The sequence below is a fragment of the Candidatus Lernaella stagnicola genome, assembly GCA_030765525.1.
In the GTDB taxonomy this organism is placed as follows: domain Bacteria; phylum Lernaellota; class Lernaellaia; order Lernaellales; family Lernaellaceae; genus Lernaella; species Lernaella stagnicola.
Genome location: JAVCCK010000038.1, coordinates 56,504 through 81,205, shown reverse-complemented (window position 1 = coordinate 81,205; position 24,702 = coordinate 56,504). Strand labels below are relative to the sequence as shown.

The 24,702-nt window shown below is 60.8% G+C and carries 20 protein-coding genes and 1 riboswitch; of the genes, 13 read left to right on the top strand and 7 right to left on the bottom strand.

Features of this window, described 5'->3' with window-relative positions; genetic code table 11:
- Positions 1 to 101: 101 nt before the first annotated feature.
- The gene (locus P9L99_17355) at positions 102 to 1,508 is read left to right on the top strand and encodes a tetratricopeptide repeat protein (protein ID MDP8225132.1); all 1,407 of its coding nucleotides are present in this window, start codon (positions 102 to 104) and stop codon (positions 1,506 to 1,508) included.
- Here P9L99_17355 and P9L99_17350 read toward each other — a convergent pair.
- On the bottom strand, positions 1,467 to 1,655 hold the full coding sequence (locus P9L99_17350) for a hypothetical protein (GenBank protein ID MDP8225131.1): 189 nt from the start codon (positions 1,653 to 1,655) through the stop codon (positions 1,467 to 1,469). The genes P9L99_17355 and P9L99_17350 overlap by 42 nt on opposite strands.
- Positions 1,656 to 1,687: 32 nt before the next feature.
- Positions 1,688 to 2,251, bottom strand: a complete 564-nt coding sequence (locus tag P9L99_17345) for a DUF1847 domain-containing protein (GenBank protein MDP8225130.1) — start codon at positions 2,249 to 2,251, stop codon at positions 1,688 to 1,690.
- Positions 2,252 to 2,355: 104 nt separating this feature from the next.
- Positions 2,356 to 2,544, top strand: a riboswitch (cobalamin riboswitch).
- 28 nt (positions 2,545 to 2,572) lie between these two features.
- Between P9L99_17345 and P9L99_17340 the strand changes: the two genes are divergently transcribed.
- Both P9L99_17340 and P9L99_17335 read left to right on the top strand, forming a co-directional pair.
- Positions 2,573 to 3,454 carry a hypothetical protein gene (locus P9L99_17340; GenBank protein MDP8225129.1) on the top strand — a complete coding sequence of 294 codons (882 nt, stop codon included), beginning with the start codon at positions 2,573 to 2,575 and terminating at the stop codon, positions 3,452 to 3,454.
- Positions 3,451 to 4,608: a hypothetical protein gene (locus P9L99_17335; protein ID MDP8225128.1), complete on the top strand. Its 1,158-nt coding sequence runs from the start codon at positions 3,451 to 3,453 to the stop codon at positions 4,606 to 4,608. Before P9L99_17340 ends, P9L99_17335 begins: the two co-directional genes overlap by 4 nt.
- A gap of 10 nt (positions 4,609 to 4,618) precedes the next feature.
- Here the strand turns inward: P9L99_17335 and P9L99_17330 are convergent, their stop codons facing one another.
- Entirely contained in the window at positions 4,619 to 7,255 is a 2,637-nt protein-coding gene (locus P9L99_17330; GenBank protein MDP8225127.1) for an alpha-galactosidase, read from the bottom strand.
- Between the two features lie 212 nt (positions 7,256 to 7,467).
- Positions 7,468 to 9,312 carry a hypothetical protein gene (locus tag P9L99_17325; GenBank protein MDP8225126.1) on the bottom strand — a complete coding sequence of 615 codons (1,845 nt, stop codon included), beginning with the start codon at positions 9,310 to 9,312 and terminating at the stop codon, positions 7,468 to 7,470.
- A 117-nt stretch (positions 9,313 to 9,429) separates the two neighbouring features.
- Here P9L99_17325 and P9L99_17320 point away from each other — a divergent pair, with 117 nt between their 5' ends.
- The 3 genes from P9L99_17320 to P9L99_17310 are packed head-to-tail and all read left to right on the top strand — an operon-like array spanning position 9,430 to position 12,925.
- A complete protein-coding gene (locus tag P9L99_17320) occupies positions 9,430 to 10,740 on the top strand; it encodes a thymidine phosphorylase (protein ID MDP8225125.1) in 1,311 nt (436 codons plus the stop codon).
- Positions 10,737 to 11,684 (top strand): bifunctional riboflavin kinase/FAD synthetase, encoded by a 948-nt coding sequence (locus P9L99_17315; protein MDP8225124.1) that lies wholly within the window; start codon positions 10,737 to 10,739, stop codon positions 11,682 to 11,684. Before P9L99_17320 ends, P9L99_17315 begins: the two co-directional genes overlap by 4 nt.
- Positions 11,672 to 12,925, top strand: a complete 1,254-nt coding sequence (locus P9L99_17310; protein ID MDP8225123.1) for a lysylphosphatidylglycerol synthase transmembrane domain-containing protein — start codon at positions 11,672 to 11,674, stop codon at positions 12,923 to 12,925. Before P9L99_17315 ends, P9L99_17310 begins: the two co-directional genes overlap by 13 nt.
- A 54-nt stretch (positions 12,926 to 12,979) precedes the next feature.
- Here the strand turns inward: P9L99_17310 and P9L99_17305 are convergent, their stop codons facing one another.
- Positions 12,980 to 13,999 (bottom strand): radical SAM protein, encoded by a 1,020-nt coding sequence (locus P9L99_17305; GenBank protein MDP8225122.1) that lies wholly within the window; start codon positions 13,997 to 13,999, stop codon positions 12,980 to 12,982.
- Positions 14,000 to 14,069: 70 nt separating this feature from the next.
- Positions 14,070 to 15,395 (bottom strand): hypothetical protein, encoded by a 1,326-nt coding sequence (locus P9L99_17300; GenBank protein MDP8225121.1) that lies wholly within the window; start codon positions 15,393 to 15,395, stop codon positions 14,070 to 14,072.
- A gap of 225 nt (positions 15,396 to 15,620) precedes the next feature.
- On the opposite strand from P9L99_17300, the gene P9L99_17295 reads away from it, so the two are divergent.
- From P9L99_17295 to P9L99_17270, 6 genes are all read left to right on the top strand, one after another.
- Positions 15,621 to 16,292 carry an Ig-like domain-containing protein gene (locus tag P9L99_17295; protein MDP8225120.1) on the top strand — a complete coding sequence of 224 codons (672 nt, stop codon included), beginning with the start codon at positions 15,621 to 15,623 and terminating at the stop codon, positions 16,290 to 16,292.
- A gap of 119 nt (positions 16,293 to 16,411) precedes the next feature.
- Positions 16,412 to 17,092: a cell division ATP-binding protein FtsE gene (gene ftsE, locus P9L99_17290; GenBank protein MDP8225119.1), complete on the top strand. Its 681-nt coding sequence runs from the start codon at positions 16,412 to 16,414 to the stop codon at positions 17,090 to 17,092.
- Positions 17,089 to 17,994, top strand: a complete 906-nt coding sequence (locus tag P9L99_17285) for a permease-like cell division protein FtsX (protein MDP8225118.1) — start codon at positions 17,089 to 17,091, stop codon at positions 17,992 to 17,994. Before ftsE ends, P9L99_17285 begins: the two co-directional genes overlap by 4 nt.
- A complete protein-coding gene (locus P9L99_17280; protein MDP8225117.1) occupies positions 17,991 to 19,130 on the top strand; it encodes a peptidoglycan DD-metalloendopeptidase family protein in 1,140 nt (379 codons plus the stop codon). Before P9L99_17285 ends, P9L99_17280 begins: the two co-directional genes overlap by 4 nt.
- A gap of 24 nt (positions 19,131 to 19,154) precedes the next feature.
- Positions 19,155 to 20,474, top strand: coding sequence for a S41 family peptidase (locus P9L99_17275; GenBank protein ID MDP8225116.1), 1,320 nt, complete (start codon positions 19,155 to 19,157; stop codon positions 20,472 to 20,474).
- Between the two features lie 5 nt (positions 20,475 to 20,479).
- Positions 20,480 to 21,784, top strand: coding sequence for a divergent polysaccharide deacetylase family protein (locus P9L99_17270; GenBank protein MDP8225115.1), 1,305 nt, complete (start codon positions 20,480 to 20,482; stop codon positions 21,782 to 21,784).
- 3 nt (positions 21,785 to 21,787) lie between these two features.
- Here the strand turns inward: P9L99_17270 and P9L99_17265 are convergent, their stop codons facing one another.
- Positions 21,788 to 23,026 (bottom strand): glycerophosphodiester phosphodiesterase family protein, encoded by a 1,239-nt coding sequence (locus tag P9L99_17265; protein MDP8225114.1) that lies wholly within the window; start codon positions 23,024 to 23,026, stop codon positions 21,788 to 21,790.
- A gap of 201 nt (positions 23,027 to 23,227) precedes the next feature.
- Between P9L99_17265 and P9L99_17260 the strand changes: the two genes are divergently transcribed.
- A complete protein-coding gene (locus tag P9L99_17260) occupies positions 23,228 to 24,478 on the top strand; it encodes an SGNH/GDSL hydrolase family protein (GenBank protein ID MDP8225113.1) in 1,251 nt (416 codons plus the stop codon).
- The last annotated feature ends 224 nt before the right edge of the window (positions 24,479 to 24,702 follow it).

Sequence of the window (24,702 nt, the reverse complement as noted above, 5' to 3'; positions counted from 1 at the left end):
GCCTTTTTTTTCGACTGCTGTTGTGTCCGACTCCTTTGCGCTTGAGCGCCGAGGGGCGCTAGAATCCACGCTACGTTCATATCTCGAAAGTCGGCGGGCGCATGAAAGCCAAGTGGCGCATCTTAATGATTCTTGGATTGACGGCGGCGCTGGTCGCGGCGGCTTGGTTCGCCCTCACCAAGTGGGAGCGGGATGCCGGCCCGGTGCGTTGGTGCGATTGGGGCGCGGGCGATGCGATGCCCGACGGGGCGGAACGGGAGTTAGATACCGTTCTGCAGGCGCATGGTTCGGCGCGGAACCGGTGCGCGCGGGGGTATGAGGTTTTGTTGGGGATGGCGGCGCATCCGTCGCGTCGCGACGAAGGGATAAGGAGCGCGCATCTGCGTGACAAGGCGATGAAGATGGCGGCGCTTTGCCGGTCGGCCGGTGGCGACCGCGGCCGAGCGCGGGCGAGGCTTTTGGAGTGGGGATACGCGAAGTTCCCGAGTGAAACCGATCCGAACGGCGGTGCGACTCGTGCGTTGATTGTGGAGTTTGCGAAGCAGCTATCGGGCGAATTGGCGGGGGATGCGTTTTTCTTCGCGGCCAATACCCCGCCGCGTGATGTCCCAGACGAAATGCTGACGAAACGCTCGCTGCAAACGTACGAAGGGGCGATGCCTGACGGGCATTGGAAGATTGCCCGATCCCATTTCGAATTGGCCCGCATTTACATGTGTTGCGACGCCCCGCAAGCGGCGGCGGCCGTGGGTCGTGCCTTGGACGAAAGCGTAGGCGTAGGATTGCGGCTCATCGATCAGGCGTGCCTGCACGTGGCGGCAGCGGGCGCGGCGGATCGGCTGCGGCAGCAAGGTCACAAGCCGGGAGAGGGCGAACCACCGATCGCGAACCGGGTCAAGGACCATTGCGACACGGCGCGGTCGATCCTGAATAGGCCGGAACTCTCTTCGGATCCGGCGGGTTTCGAATTGGCGCGCGCGTGTGTCGCGCCGCTGTTGGGTGCCGGCCGCAGGGATGCGGGGGTCGCGTTGTTGGCCGGGTTGGTGGAGCAGGCCAGCGTCACCTCGAAGATCAGTACGCCGTTGCGGCAGCGTTTGCTCGAGCAGTACGCCGTTGCGTTGTACACGCAGGGCGAGGGGGCGGCGGCGGTCGAAGCGTACCGGGAGTTGATCGCTTCGTTGAGTGAAACGTTGCCCGCCGATCACCCCCACCTAGTGCAGCAAATGGTAGATTTGGGTAATGCCTATCTCATGATGGGACGCATCGACGAGGCGCAACAGTCTCACGATGAGGCAATCGAGCGAATGAAGAACGCGGCGGGCGACGGCAAGCCCATGTTGGTGGGGCGCCGGCTGCAAGACATCGCGCGGGAGTATCAGCGTCGCGGGCATCCGGCCCTGGCGAAGCAGTACGCTCGGCGGGCGCAAAAATCGTGGGCGGCGGTTGTTCCCCCGGGACACCCCGACCTACAGCTTATCGAGGATTTCATCGCTCATCTGGAGAAATGAAATGTCGAAATAGCGGGTCTTCTTGAGCGTCACATCTTCCCGCGGTCTCTCGCTCAAGCCTTCGCCGCGATGGACCGCCCGTTTGTCGAAGCCGGTTTGAACGTGCTGCGGCACGAGCGATTGAGGCTGGGCAACCCGCACTATCACGTCGAGTTCCAAAAATAACGACGCGCGCGACTTTAACCGCCGTGGTGGTAGTGCGAATACACCGCGCCGAGTGGATTGTGTGCCAGCACGCGGTCTTTGGCGGCCAGGGTCGTTACCGGGGCCGCGGCGTGTTTGGACAACAACGCATCGTGGCCGACACACAGGCCGCAGATTACGACGAGGTCGACTTTTTCGCGGTTGAAGACCAACGCCTGCCCGACGGGATTGCACGCGGTCTCGCGCTGGCCGGGACGGATGTGCGGCATGTCATGGTCGTCCTTGTCGATCCCACATAGCTTGCAGCATACGGAGACGACCTCGAATTCCGCGGCGAAAAAACGATGGATGATTTCCGCCTCGCGGGACAGGCCGATGCAAAATGCCAAGCCCAGCTTGCCGTAACCCATGCGCTTTGCGAACTCAACGATTTCTTCCAGGCGGGTCTTTTTCTTGTAAAAGGTTGCTTCGACTTCGCCTGCCACCCGCCAGATGCGGCGATCGTTCTCATCCATGGCGGCCACGGCGTCGACGTCGCCGGCGAGGCAGTCTTTGCCGTCGGTGTAGCATTCCTTGTTTTTGCACAGCGCGCATTTCATGTGTGTTTTCCTTTCGAACGCCAGTATGGGCGGAAGCTCCGGCGTGAGCAATCGGCATAACGTCTTGGCGACGCGCCGCACTTGCGGTATAAGCGTGGCAGATCTTTCCGTTTCATCGACCGGGTGCCCGTCAGGGGTAAAAGGGAAGCCGGTGAAAATCCGGCGCGGTCCCGCCACTGTGAGTTGGGGAGCCTACGGCCACGATGCCACTATTTCGCGCCTGCGAAATGGGAAGGCGGCCGGCAGCGCTTGACCCACGAGCCAGGAAACCTGCCCGGTTGCGACCGGACCGTATGAGGTCCGCACCCGAGGAGGTGTACCGTGCGTCTTTCTTCCCTATTTGCAGTGTTGATTTTGTGTTGCGCGACCACGGCCGCGGCAGGGCCCTTCGACGAGCCCGGCGTGCCGACCGACGCGGCGAGCCTGATCGGCTGGGCGACCGGCTATTTGGATTACGCGCCGGGTGACAGCGTCGATCCGCAATGGCAGGCGCCGGAAAACGCGCTGGGTCCGGCCGCGGGTGACGCCTTCGACATCGTGTCGTTGGGCGAGCGGGAATTCGGTTCGTCGGAGCCGCCGGGCCGAATCACACTAACCTTCGACACACCGATAAGTAATCGCCCGGGGTGTGATTTGGTCGTCTTCGAGAACGGATTGGCCACCGGTGATTTCGTGTTTGCAGAGTTGGCCTACATCGAAGTCAGCAGTGACGGCGAAACCTTCGCGCGTTTTCCGAGCGTGTCGTTGACGGCCGATCCCGTGGGCGAGTACGGAGTCGTGGACCCGACGGACGTACACAATCTGGCCGGCAAACACGCCAACGCTTACGGCACCGGCACCGGTACGCCCTTCGACTTGGAGGACCTGGTCGAGGACGTTTCGGTGACGAGTGGCGGGGTTGATCTGGACGACATCCAATTCGTGCGCATCGTCGACGTGCCCGGCGGCGGCGATTACTTCGACACCGCGACCTTGCTGGAATACGAAGCCGATCACGTCATCTACGATGTTTATCCCACCGTGGGCTCGGGCGGTTTCGATCTGGACGCCGTTGCCGTGTGCGACGAGTCGGTGACCGACGACGATTCGCCTTCCTTTGGCGACGACGATACCACCGACGACGACGACGATGACGATTCCGACGATGGCATGCCGCAGGGAAGCGCGGACGGTGACGACGGGGACGACGGATGCGGTGGATGAGCCGATTCGCGAGGCTTTTGCCGATCTTGGTCGTGCTGCTCGGCTGCGTTTGTCTGCCGTCCTGCGTCGATTTGGAGGGAAACGACGGCGGCGACGACTTCCGGACCGATGACGACACGGATGACGACTCGCCGTATCCGCAATATCTGGTCATCGGCGGCGGACTTTCCGAGACGCTGAGCGTGCTGCGCATCGAGGAAGGGCCGGTCTTCACTCTTTTCAACAATACCGCCCCAACGGGAAACTCAATCAACGACACGGTTGTTGTGGGTGACTTGTTGTTTGCGGTGTGCAGCCTGTCCAACTCGGTGGTCGTATACGACCAAGACCTGGACGTGCGACGGGAGGTCTCGGTCGGTGCGGGTGCCAACCCCATGAACATCGCGTTCGTCGACGATCATCACGCCTGGGTGACGGCCCTGCAAACCAACGACCTGCGACTGCTCGACTTGGCCGCCGGTACGCCGAACGCGGAACGTTTGCAGCGCGTGGTCGCCCTGCCCAGTGGCGACGAACTGCCCAAGGACCCGGGCGTCGACGCATCGTGGGCGCGACCCAACGACGTGGCGGCGATAAACGACCGGCTATACGTGGCGGTGACGAATTTGGACGCCGGTCACACGGCCGCCGGTCCCTCTTTGGTGGCAGTGCTCGACGCGGCGAGCGGCGAGTGGCGGCGGACGATTACGTTGACCGGCCGCAACGCCGTGGGTTTGGCATGGGATGAGGCGCGCGGGTGGCTGTGGGCGCTTTCGGCCGGCAGCTACGAAGGCGGCGGCTACGATTACGCCGGCAAAATGGAAGCCATCGACCCGGCAGTGGACGAAGTCGTGAAGGTCATCGATGTCGACGGCGCGCCGATTGAAGGATTGATCGTCGGCGACCTGGCGTATCTGACCAACGCGGCGGATGGGCGGCTGACGGTCGTGGATGTGGCTGCGGAGGAGCAACTTGATTTCATCGACCTGCGGTTTCATACCGACGCGGGCGGGCTGTCGTTTGTTTCGGCGCTGGCGATGGGCGCGGGCGGCCTGCTATACGCCACCGACTTCAACAGCGACTACTTGTACGTAATCGATCCGGCGCAAGACCACACCGTCATTTACGAAACGCTGGTCAACGACGGTCCCGACACGTTGGTGTTTCTGCCCTAAGCAGCGCGGGCTAGAACGATAGCGTCCAGCCGATTTCCGGATGCCACTGCGCCGGGTCGTCGGATGTTTCCACCACGACGAAAGAGACCGTGGCGATATCGCCGTCCACATCCACCGTTTCGTCCATGATCTCGAAACCGGCGGGCGTGTCGAATTCGAGGTTGTCGATTTCGTACCCGGCGGGCAGGTGGAAGGTCAGGTGATGAGTGAACGGCGCGTAGACCGTACCCATGGACCCTTCCATCGTGGCCGATAGCGTTTGCGCCGTGTCGTTCCATGCCAGCGAGTGGATGACGTCGACGCCGCCGAGCACGTGCCGGTTGGTGCCCAGGAACTGGGGTCGATCGAGCACTTCATGTAAAGCGACCACACGCGGCGTGCGGGCCGGAACTGTCACGGCCAGTTCGCCGGTAACCTCGCCGAGGTACTCCTGCGTCCAAAACTCAAAGGCGTGATACGTCGCCGTCGGGCTCAGCCCGGCGTCGGCAAGTTGCGCGGAAATTTCGCGCGCGGTGTCCGGAATCCGCGAGAAGGGCGAGGTCGTCAAGTCGCTGTTGAGGCCCCAATTGAGCAAGCCGATCACATGATACGGCTGGTCAAAATCGGCAAGGGGCACGGACCAGACTTCCGGGTACTTCCGTTTCATCAAGTCCAGCGGTCGAGAAAAGCCTTTGTGGACCGGCATGATTTTGCGCAGCGAGTCGACCCACTCGGGGCGCAGATCAACGATGCGGTCACCGATTTTTATGAGGCCGCCCAGCAGCGCAACGCTGGAGTTGAACGTTTCCGATTCGTTGAGCGTGAGCGGCGGGAAGTTCGTATCCTGGTGTGCCCGGAAGAAGGTCAGGTCGGGGTGGTTGACGAACACGCGGTTGTGAAAATAGTACTTGCGCGTCGCGTCGCGGTACATGGGCTTTAGGCCCTGGTTGGTGATCGGGTCGGCTGGTTTCTCGCCTTCCCAGACGGGCATCGTGTCCAGCGTCAGGCGGACCGAATCCACCAAGTCGATATTCCAGCCGACGACCGCCACGTTGAGGAAGAAGACGTCGTCGCCCAAGGTTTCGCGCATGATGCGGCAACCGGTGCGGTAGAATTCACCGCGGGTGAGCGTCGAATCGTACCAGTGAGTCGTGCTGACGGCGAAGTAGGCGAAGTCGAGCTTGACCCACTGCACGCCCCAATCGAGCAGCATTTCCATCAAGCCGGCAAGATGTTCCTGAGCGACCGGCTTGGACAAGTCGAGGTAACGCTCGCCCCACTCGATGAGCCCGCCGCCGAGCGGGTCGCCCCACAGTTCCGGATGGTTCGCCACGATCTGCGAATGGTGGGCGGCATTGAACGCGGCCATCCAGATACCGGTTTGGAAGCCCATTTGGTTGGCGCGGGCCAACAACCATTCGATACCGTTTTGGTCGCCGTGGTCGGGAAACCTGGCCGTGTTGACTTCCCAGTCGCCGACCGCAGGTTCCCAGCCGTCGTCGAGTTGGAAGTAGTTCATGCCCCAGCGGCGCAGTTCGCGGTCGGCGAAATCCATGTTGTCGACGATGATTTGCTCGTCGATGCCGGTGCCGTAACCCCCGGACGAGCCGCTGCCCGACCACGAATTCCAGCCGATCGGTATGCCGATATCCGGATGCCGATCCAGCCACGTTTCAATGTTCAACCAAGCCTTGATGCGGTCGGCGTAGTTTTCCAGCGCGTCTTGCGGCGTGGGCTGCGCGAAATCGAGCATCGTGGTTTCGGTGTCGAGGACATCGCCTGCGGCAATGGCTTTAGGCGGATCGTATTCGCAGTCGACGTGTAATACTTGTTGTCCTTTGCTACGTCCGGGGCCGTAGTAGAAAACAGGTTGCGCCACGTCGAAAGATAGAGCGCCCAGGGCGAGGCTGGCGCCGGTTTCCTGATTATGGACGAGTATATTCCAGTTCGAGAGCGCCGGCGTCGTGCCGATCACAATCGGCGCGATGAATTCCAAGTAGTTCAAAATGCCGTTGGTGAGCACGCGGATATCGCGCTCCTTGCCGAAGTGCAGCGCGCCTGCGTCCTCGGCCAGCAGCGGATAAATCGCTCCGACCTTGATCGAACCGCCGGTGCCGTTTTCAACCTGCACATTCATCAGCAGCGGGGTTTCGCCCTCCAGCAATGTGAAAATCTGGTGCACGATCGGAGCGTCGCCGCCGCCGCGTGTAACCAGAATGCTGCGACCGGCGCCCAACGGGTTTTCGGCGGCTTCGTCGGACCACTCCACGAAGGGGAGTTCACTGGTATGCCAACGATGGCGAGGCAAAACGACGCTGGACCAAACGGCGGCTTCGGCGTTTTCGATCACGACGAAAGCGGAGGAGTCGCTGATCGAGAAACGGCCCGGCGTGAGGTGGTAACGCAGCGTGACCACGGCGTTGCGCAGCACTAGGTCGTCGCCGTCTTGAAAGACTTCGACCGTATCGGTTGTGTCATCGTCGTTGTCGTCGTCGTCGCTTGTGTCGTCGTCGTCATTGTTGTCGTCGTTATTATCGTCGTCGTCGTCATCGTCGATGTCGTCGTTGTCATTGTTGTCGTCGTTATCGTCGTCGCCGCAGGATGCGCAGGCTAACACCAAGAACAGCGCGACGATCAAAACCATGAACAGGAACACGTGGTTTTTCATGACTATGTCTCCGAAAACAAGGTGCCGGGCAATTTCGCATAACAAATTTCGAAGAATTGTTTCATAGGTTTTCCAAGCGTGAAAGCCCTACTCAAAGAAAGGGTGAGCGAATCGCGACACGCGCGCTAGGGAAAACAGGGATTACCATCGCGGTCAGTGGCGACCGGAGCCGGACCCGGGCCGCCGCCAACCATAGGACGCGAATGGATTTTCTACCATTCGTACACGTGGCGTCCGTACGGCTCAAAGCTGTCGACGATGGCTTTTCGGTCGTTCGAAGTCAGGGAGCGGTCTTCAAAGCGAACCTTAACCTCACGGCCGGGCATCAAACCGCTGATAACGATCTTAACCTTATCTTTCGGCACGTTACGCGTGTTGATCGCCACAAGCAGATTCTTGCCGTCGGCCTTGCGCTTGTAGATAAAGTGCACCGCGTCCGTGCTGACGGTTGTGAGGTTGCCCGTCGATCGAACGCCGGTGCGGGCGATGGTTTGCGAGCCGGGCAGGAAGAAATCGGCCATGCCGCCGGGACCGTTAACCTCGGCGAAGAACTGCCGCATGCCCGCGGCGGGGCCGGGCATGTTGTCGAAATCGATATAGGTTGCTTCGTTGCCGATGTAGTAGAAAACGCCCTGAATGTCGTGCGTGAGGCAAAGGTAGCCCTGCACCAGGGTTTCGGCCGCAGTGAGTTGACGGCCGAGTTTTTTGACGTGTTCCCCTTCGTGGGCCTCGATGACGGCCCATAAAGCTTTGCCGGGCCCGACTTCGTCACGCATGCGCTCGATGCGGTCGGCGATCTCGGTGACGCGGCGGCCCGCGCCGACGGGGTAGACATCAAACGCGGCCACGTCGAAGGAGTCGTCGAACATTTTAAAGGCGCCGGGCTTCCAGCCTTGGAATAGGGCGATGACGGGCCGGTCGGGGTCGGCCTTTTTGGCTAGGTTGTGCATCTGCAGGAGAAATTCGGGGGGCGAGCCCCAGGATTCGTCGTTGTGGTCGGCTTCATCCTTGATATACCAACCCAGGTTTCCCTTGGCCTTACGATTGAATTTCATCACTTCGTACAAGGTGTCGAGAACGGCTTCCTCGCTGCCGTACTGGCGATCGATCCAATACGAGCGCGTGTCGGTGAAAAACTGGCTGGTACACAGCAGTTGGTTTTCGGCGCAGGCCTCGACGAAGTCCGGGAAACCGTAGCGGATACGATCTTGGTAGTTGCCGCTTGCGTAGCGCGCCCAATGGCGTTTCCAGATCGTCTCCCACCCCTGAAAGATCACCGCGTTGATGTGGTCCTTGTGGTACTGCTTCCAACTGCCTTCACGCATGCCCTTGACCAAAACGCCGGCCAGAAAGCGCGGGCCTTCGCCCGGAACGTACTCCTGGGTCTGGCGCAGGCGCGAGAAGCGGCTGGGGGTTTTGTCGGGCCAGAAACCGGGCGCCGGACCCGGCACCGCCACCGATTGCGTAGCCAAACCGACCCAATCGATGGGCAGGTCGGCGCGCAGGTCGCCGTAATCGCCGCGGCCGATACGCACTTCGTAACCCTGGCCGTCGTTCATCGCTTTTTGCGTGTTGAAAGGGAAGGTGGCGACTTTCCATTTGTGGTCGAACGCGCCGCCCAAAGTGCCGAGCTTCGCCCAGCCTTTGTTGGTCGTCACTTCCACCGTCGTGGGTTCGGGCAGGTTGTCTTTGAAACGAATGGCGAGCATGCCCTGCGTGGCCGGTTCGTCCAGGGCGCGGATGCGCACCTTGGCCGAGTACCAGCTTTTGAGAACCCGGGCGGTGGTAAACTGTTCGGGGTTTGCCGGTTTGGTCACCCAGTAGAAACGATCCTCGTTTTCGTAGCGGATGAATTTCTTGGCGTCGCGCATGCCCCACAGCCAGTAATTGGAGGGCGGCTTGGGGAAGTAGATGTCCTGCTCCGCGCTAAAGTCTTCGGCGCTGCCGAAATCGGCGAAGCGCGCGAAGGCGGTGCGATTCACGCCCCCATCGGGCAAAGCTGCGGCGAGGACAACGGCCGACAGCAAAAGCGCGAAGACCAAGGCGATGCGGCGCATAGGGTTTTCTCCTTGTGAACGTTTCGTGGGGCGATTCTACCATAAAGGCGGCCGCGCCGTTGACGCCCCAGGCCGCGGCTTCTATTCTTTCGATTCCATAGCCGGGAGGAAGAGTTCATGCAAGCCGTGGACATCCTGCGCAAGAAACGCGACGGTTTGGCGCTGCGTTCGGAAGAAATTAAATGGTTCGTCGAGACGAATCTGACCGGTGAGGTCACCGACTACCAATTGACGGCCATGCTGATGGCGATTTTCCTGCAAGGCATGAGCGAGCGGGAAGTCGCGGCGTTGACGCGCGCGTTCATGGAATCCGGGCGCATCGTCGATTTATCCCATATCGTGGGCCCGAAAGTAGACAAACATTCGACCGGCGGCGTGGGCGATAAGGTAAGCCTGATCCTCGCGCCGATGGCGGCCTGTATGGGCTTGAAAGTGCCGATGGTCTCGGGCCGCGGGCTCGGCCACACCGGCGGCACACTCGACAAGCTGGAATCGATACCCGGCTACGACCCTTTCCTCTCGATGGACCGTTTCGAGCAGTTGGTGGACGAAATCGGCTGCGCCATCATCGGCCAAACCGACGATATGTGCCCCGCCGACCGCAAGTGGTACGCCATGCGCGACGTGACCGGCACGGTGGAGAGCATCGATCTGATCACGGCCAGCATTATGTCCAAGAAGCTCGCCGAGGGCATCGACGCGCTGGTGCTGGACGTGAAGGTGGGTTCCGGGGCGTTTATGCAGACGATGGACGATGCGGTGGTGCTGGCCGAGTCGATGGTGCGTCTGGGCCGCGAAATGGACCGCCCCGTGCGCGCTGTGATCACCGACATGAATCAACCGCTCGGGCGGCAAATCGGCAACGCGAACGAGGTCGTCGAGTCGGTGGAAATCTTGCGCGGCCAAGGCGATGCTAGGCTGACGGATTTATGTTGTATCCTCTGCGCGCATATGATGGCGGCCGGCGGCGTGGCCGACGATTTGGATGCGGCGACGACGGCGGCTCGGGAAACGCTCACCAACGGCCGGGCGTTGGACACGTTCAAAAAGATGGTGGCGGCGCAAGGCGGCGACGTGGCGTACGTGGAGCATCCCGAGCGGTTGCCGCAAGCGCCGCGGCAAACGGTGTTTACGGCGCCGAACGAGGGCGTCATTTCGGCAATCGACACCGCCGAGTTGGGTCGCGCGGCCGGGGATCTGGGCGCGGGTCGGCGGCGGGCGGAAGACGAGATCGATTTCGGCGCCGGCATCACGATACACAAAACCCTCGGGGATGAAGTGGCCGCGGGGGAAGTGATATGCGAACTTCACGCCGGTGACCAGGCGCGACTTGCCGCGGGCTTGGCGCGACTGGAATCGGTATTTTCGATCGGGGCCGAACCGGTAAGCCCGGCCCCCTTGGTCCAGCAGGTGGTACTGAGCGAATGAAACAATTCAACGAAGATCTTACCGGCTTCGCCGAACTGGGCGAGACGGTAATCACCATCGGCAATTTCGACGGCGTCCACCGCGGGCATCAATTCGTGATTTCGCGCCTCAACGCGGTTGCCAAGCAGTTGAATGCGCCGAGCGTGGCGGTCACCTTCGAACCGCATCCGGTCAAGGTGCTCAACCCGGACAAAGACTTTCAACTCGTCTTGCCCTACAAGGAACGCCGGCGGATGATCGCTCGTTACGGCGTCGATGCCGTGGTGACGCTTCCGTTCACTGCGGAGACGGCGAAAATGCCCGCCGAACAGTGGGTGCGCGAAGTGCTGATCGAGCGTATGTCGCTGCGTCATTTGTTGATCGGCTACGATTTCAGCTTCGGCCGCGGTCGCGACGGCGACGCGGCGCACCTTAGCCGGTTGGGCGAAAAATACGGCTTCGAAGTTGCGCAAATTGCGGCCATCGAGGAAGACGAGCGGCCGATCAGTTCCAGCCGCGTCCGCCGTCTGGTCGCAGCGGGCGAGATACAAAAGACGACGATGTTGCTCGGGCGGCCGTATCACTTAAGTGGCACAATCGTGCACGGCGACGGCCGCGGCCGTAGCTTGGGGTATCCAACGGCCAACCTCCAAACCGAGTGGGAGTTGATTCCGCATATCGGCGTCTACGCCGCTGTGGCGGAATTGGATGGCGAACCGCGGGCGGCCGCCGTGAGCGTGGGCCACAACCCGACTTTTGATTTGCGGGAACTGCGCATTGAGGCGTATCTGCTTGATTTCGATGACGATTTGAGCGGCCGCGAGTTGACGCTGCATTTCGTGCGCCGCTTGCGCGACGAGAAGAAATTCCACGATGTCAATCATTTGATTGCGGCAATGAGCGACGATGTCGAGCGCACGCGGGCGTTGTTTGCCGCCAAACCACCGGAATTATGGCTGACGTAAAAACCACTCCGTGGCACCGCGATCCCAAAACGTGGATCGGGTTGCTTGTCTTGGCCATCGTTGTGTTCGCCGGCTTCTGCGTTGCCGGGCCGGACCGTATTTGGCAATGGCTGCTCGCCTACAAGTACTGGCTGTTGTTCTTGATCCTCGTCGAGTTGGCGATGGCCGGGCTGGCGCGTTCGCGCGATCCGAAAGTGTACGTCGGCTTGGCGATTTCGGTGCTTTTTATCTGGCTGGCGTTTCGCGATCTCGATCCGCGTTTGATGGGCCGCTCGATCCTCGAGGCCAATCCGTGGCTGCTGCTGTTCGTGTCGGCGCAGGTACTTTTCATGCTTTTCGTGCGCGGCCATCGGTGGACGCTCTTTTTGAAACCGGTGAAGCCCGGAATCTCCTGGATCAAGCTGGGCTGGTCGACGTGCGTCGGATTTGCGGTCAACAACATGCTGCCGGCGCGCCTGGGTGAGGTGGCGCGATCGATCAGCGCCAGCCGGAAGACGGGGCTGCCTTTCACGACGGTATTCGGATCAGTCGTCGTCGAGAGGCTGTACGATACGCTCAGCGTGCTCGTGTTGTTTGTCCTTAGCTTGTTCGTATTCGATTTTGCCGAGCCGATGCAACGCCTCACCGCCGCGGTCTACCAAGAGTTCGGCTACGAAATCACGCAGCGCAGTATTGCGATCAATTTCGGCGCGTTGGTCGCGCTCATTCTGGCGGCGATCATCACGCTCAAGTGGAAGACCGAGTGGAGCCTGCGCGTGGCGCGAATTTTCCTCAGGCCGCTGCCCGTCCGCTGGCGGGATAAAATCATCGATGCCATGCGCACCTTCATCGGCGGTCTGACGCAGACGACCAATCCATGGGAAATCGCCTGGATCCTCTTTTTGTCGGCGGGGCTGTGGGTGATCAGTTGGTTCTCGGTGATGGTCGGCCTGTGGGCCTGCGGCATCGACGTCGGCGGCACCGAGGCCGTGCTCGTGATCATGGCGATGGTCATCGCCGTTTCCATACCGGCCAGCCCGGGCTACGTCGGCCCCTATCACTTCCTGACCGCCAAGGCGATCACGATGGTCGCCAACGTCCCGTGGGAACAAGCTTTCGCCGCCGCCACGGCGATCCACCTGGCCAATTACATCCCGCAGACGCTTTCGGGCCTGTACGCACTCTCCCGCGAGGGCATTTCCCTCAAGCAAATCACGGACGAAGCTTCGCACACCCCGGATCGAGATCCCGCAACTTCCTAGAATCGCACTGTCGCGGCCGTGTTGATGGAGATCGTCGGCGCCGCCATCTTTCTCTCAGGGGCGTTTTCGCATCGCCTTCGTCCACGCCCAGATCACCGCGGGGTCGAGCGCGAACAAGTGGTTGTATTCCACGTAGCAACTGGCGTTGCATGCCTCGCAGTTGTGGCGTTGCAGCCCGTCGAAAGCGCGCCGGAAACCCAGTTCGAAGGCGTTGGGCGCTTCTTGCAGTCCAATTAACAGTGAGCAGGGATACACCGAGCCGTCGACGTCGACGTTGCAGTACAACTCGCCGGCCAGGCAAGCCAAATCGCCCACCGGGTCAGGCGATTGCGGGTGATGGAAATCGGGCCAGGCCCGTAGGTATTCCAGGTACGCGACGCTGTTGGCCACCGGGGCGCCCGCTTCCTTGCGAGCAATGATCTGCCCGAGTACGTCGCGCAGTTCCTTGGTGTCGGGCAGGAAATCGCTTATCGGCGCGCCCAAAACGCTGTTGTGATGGACGACTTGGAACGTGCAGGCGAAACCGACGCGCTCGGCCAGGTCGAGAATATGGTCGACTTCGCCGAGGTTGTATTTGGTCAGCACGGTGATCGTCCACAAATCAACCCGGCCCGCCAGGGTTTCCAGAGCATGGACGGCGGCCTCGTGGCTGCCGACGCAGCGGTTGTTTTGGTGGGCCTGGCGGCGGCCGTCGTAGGCCACGACGACGTGATCGCAGTTTTGCAAGGTATCGAGATGGCGGTCGACGAACGCGCCGTTGGTGTCGATGGTGACGTACATGCCCAGGCTCTTCGCCGTGGCGACGATTTCGCCGATATCGTTGCGTATCAGCGGTTCGCCGCCCCAGATGCCCAGGCGCCAGGTGCCGGCGCGCCGCATTTGGCGAATGAGGTCCTGCAGTTTCTCCAGCGGCGGGTCGGGGCGGGCGAGTTCCGGGATACGGCAATACGCGCAGCGGTTATTGCAGTGATCGGTGACGGCCAGCATCACGTTTAGGGGCGCGCACGCGCCGAACAGGCGGTGACGTAACGCGCCCACGCCCATACCGATTTTTGCTCGCAGCGGAATCGCCATCGGCCTCCTCGCGATCGTTTCAGGTTTGCATCATACCGGGCCGAAGGAGCAGCGCAAAGCGGGCGGGCGCTTATTTGCCGTTGCTTTGTTGCGCGGCCAGCAGAACCGGGAAGAGCGGCCAGCGAGCCGGGGCCGCGCCGCGTTCATGAAGTTCGAGTTCGAAGGGAAAATCCCACTCACTGTCGCCTTTGACGAAAAAGAGCGAAGCGCGCATCACGTCTTGCGGCTTTAGGGTCGTGGAACGATAGATATTGTCCCCTCGATTGCGGGGCACGACCGCTTCGGCATAGGCGCCGCCGGCTAGGTCGAGCACGAAGGACGTGGCCCGCGGAGTCCGCACCGGGCGCTCACCACGGTTGGTCAGGCGCACGCCGACGACAAACACCTTTCCTTTGGTTTTGATATCCGGATGCGTTTCATACTCGGCCACGTTGGTGACGTCGAACTCCAAATCGTGCGGCAACATCGTCCGCACCGGAAAACTGGGCGTTGCCGGAGAGTCGTTCTTGGCCTTTTGCGGTTCGCTCGTGAAACGAAGCTGATCGTGCCGCAGCCAAAGCAACCTCTTCTCCTCGTCAATCACCTTGAACGCCGTGCCGCGCTGGTAGAGCACGGCCACGCTCCGGCCTTCGGTAACCGGGCACCGGCGTAGCAGGGGAGCGCAGACCGCGTCGCCGTCACCGGTGATGAAGGCTTCGCCCTCGGCAGCCATGCCTAGGACCGGATCCCAACTGATCGACATTTTTTCGACCTCGCCGCGAAAGCGATAGGTCAAGGGGTCGTGGGCGGTCAGCGTGAGGGCGGCGCGAATTTTTTCGGGTACCAATTCCAGGTAGATCGGGTCGAGGGGGCGGGTCAGGCACGTGAAGGAGCGTTCCGTGTCGGGGCGCCATGGATCCAGACTCGTCACGCGTGGCGAGAACCCGAGGCCGCCGCTGTGGCGTTCGATCTCGGTGCGTTCGGAAAACGTGGCCATCACGGTGGCGTAGATCTTGGCACGGTGCAGGAGGCGCCCGGTTTCATTGCGAATGCGGCCGGTGACCAGCAAATGTACGCCGACATCGCTGGAGAGCTTGGCGTTGATCGGCCCCATGCGCGGATCGAACAACAGCGCCTTGTCGATCGTGACGCGAAAGCCTTCCTGACTATCGTCGGCGATTGATTGAGGATTAGCCGGGGCGGCGATAAGTTGGGGAGTTTTCGCTTCTTCGGCGTTTTGGGGTGTCGGCGTTTTGGGGGCGGTTTCTTGTTGTTTGCCGCCGCATTGGCACAAGGCCATGCCGGCAATTAATACACACACCGCTATGAAAATACGCGTACGCAGAATCCGCTCCTGCTTGAGTTCACTCCAAGAACCGGGTACTCCGGCGCGACGCGGTCCGATCCGACGGACCATCTCTTCGCCTCAGGACGGCGATTCTATGCGAATTTTCGCCGACTTGTCCAGCGAGAGAAAATCTCGCAAGGCCTTGACAACGCTCGGTGGGAAGTCTTTTATTTTCCTAACGTATTTATCAACGGATTCTGTGCAGTTACTAACTGTTTTTCATTTCGGGCGGGGGAAAACACCGTTTTCCCGAACCGTGTGGGGTGACACCCTTCACAAAGGAGGAAAGTGGCAATGAAGTGGATGAAAGTAATCATGCCGATTTTGGCACTGGCTTTTTTGGTCGTCGCGTGCGGCGGCGGTGCGGCCAGTATGGATTTGAACAAAAAAGCGGTGAAGCTCGAGGACAAGGGCGCCACCGCGCAACTGTCGGCCGTATTTAAAGACAAAGACGGAAACGTGGTCGACTCCAAGAACGCCGTGAAGTGGCAGACCAGCGACGCCACTGTGGCGACGGTCGCCAACGGCACCGTGGCGGCGGTCGGCACCGGCAAAGCCACGGTTAGCGCCATGTCCGGTGATTTCACCGCGACGGCAGCCGTGACGGTCCAGATTCCTGCGAAAGTGACGATCGCCCCAGGCGTGTTGGCTCTCAAAGAGGGCGCAGGCGGCGCTTTCAGCGCGAAAGTGTTGGACCAAAAAGGCAAGCTGATTGCCGGCAAGAGCCCGAAATTCTCCATTGCCAATTCCAGCGTCGCCTCGATTAGCGGTGGCGGCAAAGTCAAGGCCAAGGGCATCGGCGTCACCGGCGTGACCGCGACCTATGGTGGCTTGCAGGCAACGGCGAAAGTCAAAGTGACCTCGGGTAAAGACGAGGCGGCTCCGCCCCCGGCGAAGTTCGGCAAGAAGAAAGTGAAAAAGGCCAAGAAACCCAAGAAATTCGGAAAGAAGAAGAAGAAGAAATAGATACGATTTTGGTACGTATCGAGATACGGACTCTGGGACTTCCAGAGTCCGTTTTTTTTGGCACAATAGCCACACCATGACCGCGGGCGGGCCGAGTCGGCCCAACACGGGAAGGCGACATGATTCGATTTCATCGCGTCAGCAAAAAATACGGCCGCGGCGTCGTGGCGCTCGATGACGTATCGGTAAACATCGGCAAAGCCGAGATGGTCTTTCTCACCGGGCCGTCCGGAGCGGGTAAGACGACCTTCCTGCGCATGATCTACGTTGCCGAAACGCCGACCGAAGGACAGGTGCTGGTCGCGGGGCGGAATATCGCCAAGCTGCGCGAATCGTCGATTCCCTATCTGCGGCGCAATATCGGCGTTGTCTTTCAGGAATTCCGCTTGCTCGAGGACCGCACCGTGTTCGAAAACGTGGCGATGGCATTGGAGGTGCTGGGCACGCCTCGTGATTTACTTCGCAAAAAGGTGATGGAGATCCTCGTGCACGTGGGTATGCAGACCAAGATGGACGAGTGGCCCGCGGGCCTCTCCGGCGGCGAGCAGCAGCGGGTCGCCATTGCGCGCGCCTTGGTCAACGAGCCGGCGATCGTGCTGGCCGACGAACCCACCGGCAACCTCGACGCGAGCATGAGCCGGCAGATCATCGAACTGCTTTCGCAAATCAAACTGCGCGGCGCCACGGTCATCGTCGCCTCCCACGACGAGGAGTTGGTGGAACGCCACGCGGAGCGCGTCCTGCGGCTGGACCGCGGCAAATTGGTCAACGCTCTCACCGAGGGAGGTCGCCGGCTATGAAAAGCGCGATCGAGCAGTTCGTATCCCGTAGCGCGCGCAATATCCGAGCCGACCTCGGCGCGAATATCACCACGATCCTGGCGGTCGGGCTGGCGGTGTCGATACCGCTTGTATTCAGCTTGCTGGCCGTCAACCTCGGCGCGCTGGTCGACGCTTTCGTGGGCGAGGTCGAGGTCGTGGCGTACATCTCCATCGATGCGTCTCAGGGTCAGATCGACGGAGCGGTGGCGCGCATTGGCCAAATGCCCGAAGTGAAATCGGTGACGCTGGTGACCAGCGAAATGGCGCTGAAACGTTTCGCCGAGGAGTTGCCGGAAGTCGCCGACGTCGTGCGCGAGTTGGGCGAAAACCCGCTGCCGCCGAGTCTGGAAATCATCCTGCATCGCGGTTTTGACAATCGGGTGGCCATGGACGATTTCGCGGGCCGCGTGGCGCAGCTTCCCGGCGTGGTGGAGGTCGATGACGGCCGCCGCTGGATCGATCGACTCAGCCGTTTTATTCGCTATACCTGGGCCTTGGCCCTCGTGATGGGTCTGTTTTTGTCGCTGGCGGCAGGTCTGCTGGTGGCCAATACGATTCGTTTGGCGATCTACCGGCGGCGCGATGAAATCGGCATTTACCGCTTGGTGGGCGCCACAAAAGGCTTCATTCGCGGGCCTTTGCTCGCCGAGGGCGTGTTCCAGGGCGTTGTCGGTTCGCTTTTGGCGTTGGGGCTTTGCTATGGCCTGTATCGCTATATTCTGCACCGCGTGAGCCGGGGTGATTCCATACGCGACTGGTTGCTCGGCGGCGTCAACTTGATTTGGCCGGGGTGGACGGTAGTGGTGGCGGTTCTAGCGCTGGGCGGGGCGATCGGCCTAGTGGCTTCGTATCTTTCCACGAGGCGGTTTTTACGGGTATGAGACGGTTTTTTCGACTTGCCGTGATCCTTTTGGTCGCGCTGATGGCGGCGGCGGAGGCGTTCGCCGCGGATCCGGAAGTGGAACGGCGCCTGGCCGCGGAAACGGCCAAAATGCGGGCCGCGATGAGTGCCGAACGCAGTCTCCTGCGGCAGCTTTACGCCATCGACCATCTTCGTTACCAGCACGAGAAAAATCTGGCGAAAATCGGCTCCGGCCTGGAGGAAGTTCGCCGTCAGATGGCCGGCGACGCCGCGCAGATCGAGCGCTTGCAGACGCAAATGCCGATTCGCGCCGCCCGCTTGGGACGGCGATTGGCCGCTTTGTATCGAATGGGACGCGGCGGTTTCTGGAAGGTGTTGTTGACCAGCGATTCTTTTCGCACGTTTCTGCGGCGGTACCGCGCCTTGCAGCAGATCGTGGAGATGGATGCCGAAGCGCTGGCGACTCACCGGACGCAGCTTCTGGCGATACGCCGGAAGCGCCGCGACTTGGAGCGCCGGCGCGCCCATTTGATGGTGTTGCGGGAACAAGAGAATCAGGCTGCGGTCAACATCGAGGTGGAAAAACGCAAGAAAATGTACCTATTGACCGAAATTCGCCGCGATAAAGCGCTGGCCGCACGTTTGTCGCGCGATTTGGTTCGGCAAGACGCCGCACTGGGCCAGACCGTCGCGGCAATCCCCGATCAAACTCCCGTCCCCCGGGCGGATCGACCCTTGCGCCTTGACTTCGCCCAACACAGAGGGTATCTACCAAGTCCGGTTCACGGGCCGATCGTTGGGTACTTCGGGCGCCGCATGCATGAGCAGTTCGGCACCGAGACACGATCCAACGGCATTGATATCGCCGCCCCGACCGGAACGCCGGTGCGAGCCGTGGCCGACGGTATGGTCCGCTACATCGGTGAGTTCTTGGGTTATGGGCGCGTGCTGATCGTCGACCACGGTCAGCGTTTTCACAGCCTTTATGCCCACCTGGGAAGTTTCGCCCGCGCTCGGGGCGACACGGTATACCAGGGCGAAGTGGTCGGCACCATTGGATCGTCCAGCCTGTTGGGACGATCGGTGTTACATTTCGAGATACGCCGGAAAGGGGTGGCCGTCGACCCCTTGCTCTGGCTGCGAGCGACACCCTAATCGATTCGCTTTGCGGAGGAATCCATGCCCCGAAAAATGAAAATGATCATTGCCGTTGCCACCATGTTGATGTTGATCGGCGGTGCCGTCGCGGCTCAAACAGCCAGCAGTTTCGCGGCCCAAATGAGCGGCCCGCTGCGCATCTTCACCGACGCGTTGGTGATTGTGCACAGCAAGTACGTCGAAGAATTGTCTCCCTCGGAGATCGTGTATTCCGCCCTGGAGGGAATGCTTTCCCGACTGGACCCGCACAGCGCTTTTTTGCGCCCGGAAGCCATGCGCGAATTGGATATCGACACCCGCGGCAAGTTTGAAGGCCTGGGCATCGAAATCACGATCCGCGACAGCTATATCATGATCATCAGCCCCATCGACGGCACGCCGGCGGCCAACGCCGGTTTGGCGCCGGGCGACTACATCGTCAAGATCGACGGCGAGTCGACGCGCAACATCACGATTTTTGAAGCTGTGAAAAAACTGCGCGGCCCGGCGGGCAGTTCGGTGAAAATCAACATCTGGCGCAAGGGTTGGGCCGATTCGAAGGAAGTCGAAATCACCCGGGCGCCGATTACCGTCAAGGTCGTCAAGTACCGCGAGCTCGAACCCGGGTACGGATACGTCAAACTCTCGCAGTTTACCCGCAACGCCACCCAGGAACTCAAAAAAGCCGTGCTGGAACTGGATAAGACCGAAGGCGGGTTGAAGGGACTCGTCCTGGATTTGCGAAACAACCCCGGCGGTCTGCTCGATCAGGCGGCGGGAGTGTCGGACCTGTTTGTCGACGACGGCCTCATCGTTTACACGCGAGGGCGCGACGAGGATATGCAAAACGTGATCAAAGCGACCCGCGCCGGTACCGTCACGTCCGTACCGCTGACCATGCTGATCAACGCGGGAAGCGCTAGTGCGTCGGAAATCGTCGCGGGGTGTCTGCAAGACCAGCACCGGGCGATTTTGATCGGGGAGCGCAGCTTCGGCAAAGGCTCCGTGCAGACGATCGTCCCGATGCCCGACGGCAGCGGCCTGAAGTTGACGACTGCCAAATACTTCACGCCCAACGGCCGGGAAATTCAGGCCAAGGGAATTGAACCCGACCTCGCCGTACCGGGGGACGAAACGGCCGGCGTCGGAAAAGACAAACCGCGGATGCTGCGCGAAGCCGATCTGGACGGACACCTCGAAGGCGCCGACGAAGAAGTCAATGACACGCCGGACGCGCCGGGCGTTCCGCCCTCGGTGACGTTGGACGAGGATAAAAAATCGGACGACCCGCAGTTGGATATGGCGCTCAAGGTGCTCAAAGCCTGGCCGGTCTTCATGAAAGCCGCCAGTAACAAGAACTGATTCGCATGCTGGACCGCCACCGGTCATCGTGGCTCGATCGTTGGGGGCGCCTGCTCGCCGGGCAGCCGGACCATCTGCGCCTCGGGATCGCGCTGGCGGGCTTCGTGCTTTTCATCGGGCTTTCCTCACTGGTATTCGCCGCCGCAAACGGTTGGCTGGGGCAGATCCTCCCGGCGGCGGCTCAGACGAACGGCGTCGGCGGCGCGGCGGAATACGATGACGATTTTGTGGCGCGACTCGAACGCGTCACGGACATTGCCAAGGGTTGTTTCCTCGACGTGGGCCTATCCAAGGACCATTTTCTCACCCGGCATACGCAAGACACGGAAGTCGGATCGCACCGCTTTCGGTTTCGCTACTGGGATGTTTGGATTCCGGGCGACTTCAGTATCAGCGAACTGCTGGCGACCATGCGCTCCCACCGCGGCATGAAGCAGGAAAACGTCAAACTCGAATTCAACGAAGGCAGTTCGGACGAAAAGACCTACACGATCGAAGTCTATGTCGACGGCATCAACACGCATCGCATGTGGTTTACCAAAGCCACGCAGGAGTTGCCGGAAGGCGCCAAAGTGTTGTTGGCGTATCTACCGGACGATCCCGGCAAGATCGACTTTGACTCGCTGCCGACCGTCAAATACAAAGGCCCGCCGCGGGTGGCGGTGATTATCGACGACATCGGCTTTCGCGCGGTCATCGATCATCTCTTCTTGACGCTGCCGGCGCAGATCAACCTCAGTGTGCTGCCTTTTGGGCCGACCTCGACCGAGACCGCGAAACTGGCTCATGAAAAGGGTTTCGAAATCATGCTTCACCAACCGATGGAACCCATCAACTCGACTGACCACGACCCCGGTCGCGGCAAGCTGACGCTGAACATGAGCGAGGAAGACGTGTTGCGAACCGTGGAGCAGAACCTCGCGATCGTGCCCTACGTCAAAGGCATGAACAACCATATGGGCAGCGCCTTCACGCGCAACGCCGCGAAGATGCGAACCGCGCTCGAGCCGCTGAAAAAGCGAAACTTGTTTTTTATTGATTCGGTGACCATCGGCGATTCCAAGGCGTATCGCGTGGCGCAGCAGTTCGGAATACGTAGCGCGGCGCGCAATGTGTTTCTCGATGTGCGGCCGGACCTGCCCTCGGTGCGGCGGCAGGTGGAACTATTGGGGCGCATCGCTCAGGCGCAGGGCCAGGCGATCGGCATCGGCCACCCTTTCCAGAATACGTTCATTGCGTTGAAGGAAGTCATGCCCAAGCTCATGGCGCAGGGCGTTCAGATCGTTCCCGTCAGCCATTTGGTGCGCTAGACGCTACTCGCACACCGCATCAATAAAGGGTGTGAGCACGTGCGGCAGGTCGGTTTGAATAATATCGATGCCGTTGGTCAGCATGTCGAGCCAACCTTCCAGCGAACCCAGCAGGAAAATCAAATCACCAAAACCCAACGCGTCCTGAAACGCGATCACGCCCGCCGCGTGCACTGCGGCGATGGCATCGGGTGAAGCTGACGCCGCCGTGAATTCAAGGTAGGACAAGTCGTAATTGGCCAAGTAGAAATACACTTCGTCCGGCGTATCCGCCCCGGGCATCACGGGGAAATCCGGATCTTCGGCCAGGTACGCGTCGACTTCGCCCTGACCGCCGCAATAGGCAACAACGCGATCGGTCATGGCCGCGTCGTCCACGGCCTGCACGACCAAATCGATGCGGTCGGTCTTGGCGTCGATATCTACCATGACGCCGCCGTCGTCGATGGCCGCCAGCGCTTCGGCGAAGGTCGGTATGCGCAATTCGGGGTAGGCGTCGTCGTAGTTGCTGTCATCGATGGTGAGGGCTTGGATCTCGGCCAGCGTCATGTCTTCCACTCGTCCTGTTCCGTCGGTAGTGCGGTCGACGGTGTCGTCATGCATGCAGACCAAGTACCCGTCGAGGGTGTGGCGCACGTCGACTTCGACCATCGACGCGCCTTGCTCGATGGCCATTTCGAAGGCCGGAATGGTGTTTTCGGGTGCGTACAGCGTGGCCCCGCGGTGTCCGCAGGTGCGCGCGTCGGGGTAGGCGGGCACGCAATCATCGGGCACGGGTCCGGAGTGGAACAAGCACAGGGGCACGCAGAGCATGTTGTCGATCCAATCGCTGCAGTCGCCGGCAAGCTGGTCCGCGCAATCCAAGATGCAGCCCCACGTGGCGTAATCGTAGACGACGTTGTCTTGGCAATCGCTTAGTGCTTCGGAGGCGGTAAACGCGCTGCCATCACCCGGAACGGCGATTTCGCACTCGTAGAGATGGTCGAGGCCGCCCGCGCAATCCAACGGCGGCGTGGTGTCGTTGTCGTCATCGTCGTCGTCATTATCATCGTCGTTGTCATCGTCGTCGTTGTCGTCATCGTCGTCGTCATCGTCATCGTCGTCGGTCGCCACGGAGTCATCGTCGTCGTCATCGTCATCGTCGTCGGTCGCCACGGAGTCATCGTCGTCGTCATCATCGCCGCAAGCGACAAGGGCGAAGGCGACGAGCAGGGAAAGCAAGATAAAAAGGACATACTTCATTTCGGTTCTCCGAGCCAATGGGCATTCAACCTAGCAGAAGATGCGACAAAATACCAAACGCGGTTGGGCGGAATTGTCCTATTTCCCTGCCCTATTGAGCAGTTTGACACGGCATGGCAGAGATTGCATCTTACTGAAAATCAAAAACACGCGACGCAAGGCCGCGTGTTGAATCGACTCGAGTGACGGGAGGGTCTTTTCATGCGGCAAGCGCGAAACGTTTTCCTTATTGTGGTGTGGGTTTGTGTCACGGCGGCGGTAGTGTCGGCCGATGATCTGCAAGGCGCGATTTACTTCGACGCCGACGCCAATTCGATTTCCTTGTACGAGCAAGATTTCAGCGGTCCCGACCAAGGGGTCGACGGCGTGGACGTCATCTTGTTCGGTCATACGAATTACGCCGAGTCGGTCACGGCGGGCGGCGGCGGGTTCGAGTTCAGCGATGTGGGGCCGGGCCGCTATTTGTTGCATTTGGACGTAGGCGGTACCCACGAATGCGTGACCAACAACCGCAGCCTGCGTTTGCCCTTCGCCGTGGTGGAAGGCGACGTGAAGGTCGTGGCCTTCGGCGATTCCAACGGCGTGGTCGGTTCCGATGTGCCGTACCCTCAACACGTGACGAACTACCTGGGCGATTTCGCCGACGCGGAATTGGACAACCAGTCGATTGCCGGCAGCCTAGCCCGCGAGTGGGTGCCCGGCGCGCCCGAGGGCTACTTCGACGACAACCTGCTGCCGGCCATTGCCGACGCGGATGTGATTACCTTCACCTTGGGCGGCAACGATCTGCTCGACCATTTCGGCGATCCGCCTTTTGAACTCGCCGACCTGCTTCTCGCCCTGGCGACGTTCCCGCCGGTGTTCAACGAAATCAAGGGCGACATCGAGGAAATCGCGGCGGCGGTACACGCGGCCAATCCGGATGCCGACCTGGTGTATCTCGTCTATCCGGTGTTCGCCAACAGCGAATTGTGGGCTGAGGTCAACGGCGAAGACTTGATCCCCATGGTGCGGCAACTGATGACGACCATTTTCGGCAACATGCGGGTCGAATTCAGCGACATCCCGTACCTGATTCTCGCCGATATTATGGGGTCGGTGAGCCCCGAGGTGATGATCGACGAATTCCTTTACGACGACATCCACCCCAACGACGCGGGGCACATCTGGTACGCGAATGAAGTCTTCAAATCCTTGGGCGGAATCATTGCCGGGGAGGAAAAGGCCACGTTGGAACGGAGCTTCGGTTTCGATGCGGCGGCGCTGACGCCCGGCGAGTCTCTCGACCCGGGCGACTACGAGCCACCGGGGGCAATCGGTGACGATGACGACACTACCGGTGACGATGACGACACTGCCGGTGACGACGATGCGTCGGATGACGACGCTACCGGTGACGATGACGACGCCGACGGCGACGATGATGATGACACCGATGGCGGCTGCGGCTGATCCTCAATCCGACCGTAAATAACGAAGTTGCCGGCCTCTTCGCGGGGCCGGTAATTTTTTTCCAGCCAATCCGTCACCCGGGGTAGAACGCCGCGCAAACGGTTGCGGCTTTTGCCGTCGGTGACGACCCGCTCTTCAATCACCGCGCGGGGCGGTCGGGCTTGCAGGAGTTCGAGAATGCGTTCCTCGCTGATGCCGAGCAGGTTTTCCGGGCGGTCGAAAAG

What these genes read in the sequence shown, in the direction of transcription:
- P9L99_17355 (MDP8225132.1), top strand. Translation starts at nt 102, where the DNA reads ATGAAAGCCAAGTGGCGCATCTTAATGATTCTTGGATTGACGGCGGCG.
- P9L99_17345 (MDP8225130.1), bottom strand. Translation starts at nt 2,251, where the DNA reads ATGAAATGCGCGCTGTGCAAAAACAAGGAATGCTACACCGACGGCAAA.
- P9L99_17335 (MDP8225128.1), top strand. Translation starts at nt 3,451, where the DNA reads ATGAGCCGATTCGCGAGGCTTTTGCCGATCTTGGTCGTGCTGCTCGGC.
- P9L99_17330 (MDP8225127.1), bottom strand. Translation starts at nt 7,255, where the DNA reads ATGAAAAACCACGTGTTCCTGTTCATGGTTTTGATCGTCGCGCTGTTC.
- P9L99_17325 (MDP8225126.1), bottom strand. Translation starts at nt 9,312, where the DNA reads ATGCGCCGCATCGCCTTGGTCTTCGCGCTTTTGCTGTCGGCCGTTGTC.
- P9L99_17320 (MDP8225125.1), top strand. Translation starts at nt 9,430, where the DNA reads ATGCAAGCCGTGGACATCCTGCGCAAGAAACGCGACGGTTTGGCGCTG.
- P9L99_17315 (MDP8225124.1), top strand. Translation starts at nt 10,737, where the DNA reads ATGAAACAATTCAACGAAGATCTTACCGGCTTCGCCGAACTGGGCGAG.
- P9L99_17310 (MDP8225123.1), top strand. Translation starts at nt 11,672, where the DNA reads ATGGCTGACGTAAAAACCACTCCGTGGCACCGCGATCCCAAAACGTGG.
- P9L99_17305 (MDP8225122.1), bottom strand. Translation starts at nt 13,999, where the DNA reads ATGGCGATTCCGCTGCGAGCAAAAATCGGTATGGGCGTGGGCGCGTTA.
- P9L99_17300 (MDP8225121.1), bottom strand. Translation starts at nt 15,395, where the DNA reads ATGGTCCGTCGGATCGGACCGCGTCGCGCCGGAGTACCCGGTTCTTGG.
- P9L99_17295 (MDP8225120.1), top strand. Translation starts at nt 15,621, where the DNA reads ATGAAGTGGATGAAAGTAATCATGCCGATTTTGGCACTGGCTTTTTTG.
- ftsE (MDP8225119.1), top strand. Translation starts at nt 16,412, where the DNA reads ATGATTCGATTTCATCGCGTCAGCAAAAAATACGGCCGCGGCGTCGTG.
- P9L99_17285 (MDP8225118.1), top strand. Translation starts at nt 17,089, where the DNA reads ATGAAAAGCGCGATCGAGCAGTTCGTATCCCGTAGCGCGCGCAATATC.
- P9L99_17280 (MDP8225117.1), top strand. Translation starts at nt 17,991, where the DNA reads ATGAGACGGTTTTTTCGACTTGCCGTGATCCTTTTGGTCGCGCTGATG.
- P9L99_17275 (MDP8225116.1), top strand. Translation starts at nt 19,155, where the DNA reads ATGCCCCGAAAAATGAAAATGATCATTGCCGTTGCCACCATGTTGATG.
- P9L99_17270 (MDP8225115.1), top strand. Translation starts at nt 20,480, where the DNA reads ATGCTGGACCGCCACCGGTCATCGTGGCTCGATCGTTGGGGGCGCCTG.
- P9L99_17265 (MDP8225114.1), bottom strand. Translation starts at nt 23,026, where the DNA reads ATGAAGTATGTCCTTTTTATCTTGCTTTCCCTGCTCGTCGCCTTCGCC.
- P9L99_17260 (MDP8225113.1), top strand. Translation starts at nt 23,228, where the DNA reads ATGCGGCAAGCGCGAAACGTTTTCCTTATTGTGGTGTGGGTTTGTGTC.